This window comes from Parachitinimonas caeni, assembly GCF_030129945.1.
Taxonomy (GTDB): domain Bacteria; phylum Pseudomonadota; class Gammaproteobacteria; order Burkholderiales; family Chitinimonadaceae; genus Parachitinimonas; species Parachitinimonas caeni.
The window spans coordinates 1-1,249 of sequence record NZ_JARRAF010000123.1; the positions used below are offsets into that span (position 1 = coordinate 1).

The following is a 1,249-nucleotide window of genomic DNA, read 5'->3' on the forward strand; positions in this document are numbered from 1 at the left end:
CACCGACGATCACTGACGAGCTACTGGATCAGCTGCTGATCAACTACCAGAAACCTGAAGACCTGATCGGTGCCGATGGCATCCTCAAGCAGCTGACCAAGAGGTTGGTGGAGCGAGCGCTAAATGCCGAGTTGAGCCACCATCTAGGCCATGATAAGCATCAGCCGGTCAACAATCAGACTGGCAACACGCGTAACGGATTCAGCAAGAAGAAACTCAAGGGTGAGTTCGGCGAACTCCCCATCGACGTGCCGCGTGATCGGCATGGCACCTTTGACCCGCAGATCGTCGAAAAGCACCAGACCCGCTGGACCGGCTTTGACGACCAGATTCTCTCGCTTTATGCCCGGGGGATGACAGTGCGTGAGATCCAGGCTCACCTGCAGGATATCTACGGTGCCGAGGTATCCCCCAGCCTGATCTCCTCGGTAACCGATGCGGTCTCCGACGAGGTAAAGGCCTGGCAGTCGCGCCCGCTTGATGCGGTCTATCCCATAGTCTACCTCGACTGCATCCACACCAAGGTGCGCGAAGGTGCGGTGCGGGTGAAAGCCGTGTACTTGGCCCTGGGCATCAACCTGGCGGGTGAGAAGGAAATTCTGGGTCTGTGGATCGCCCAAACTGAGGGGGCCAAGTTCTGGTTGCAGGTGGTAACCGAGCTATGCAACCGAGGGGTGCAGGACATCTTCGTCGCCTGCGTGGATGGCTTGAAGGGTTTCCCTGAGGCCATTGAGGCAGTGTACCCCCATACTCGCGTGCAGCTGTGCATCGTGCACATGGTCAGGCACAGCCTGAACTACGTGTCCTGGAAGCGACGGGCTGAAGTAGCAGCTGACCTGAAGCGAATTTACCAATCCAGCACGGCTGATGAGGCCGAACTGCGTCTTGGCGAGTTCGAGGCCAAGTGGGATGACGACTACCTGCCGATTGGGCAGTCCTGGCGACGCAACTGGGCCAGAATCACGCCATTCTTCGACTTCCCGCCTGAGATTCGCAAGGTGATCTACACCACCAATGCCATCGAGTCAGTGAACATGAGTCTGCGCAAGGTTACCAAGAGCCGCGGCTCATTCCCCAGCGACGAGGCACTGCTGAAACTCTTCTATCTGGCTCTACGAAACATCAGTAAGAAATGGACCATGCCAATCCGTGACTGGAAGGCAGCGCTGACTCGCTTTACGATCTGCTACGAAGACAGGCTGCCGCAGCAGTAACACAACCCCGGTTACACAAAATTAGGCACACCCTC

The 1,249-nt window shown here is 57.2% G+C and carries 1 protein-coding gene; it reads left to right on the forward strand.

Annotated elements, in window-relative coordinates; genetic code table 11:
* Positions 1–8 precede the first annotated feature (8 nt).
* Entirely contained in the window at positions 9–1,214 is a 1,206-nt protein-coding gene (locus PZA18_RS23880) for an IS256 family transposase (RefSeq protein WP_284103398.1), read from the forward strand.
* Positions 1,215–1,249: the final 35 nt, after the last annotated feature.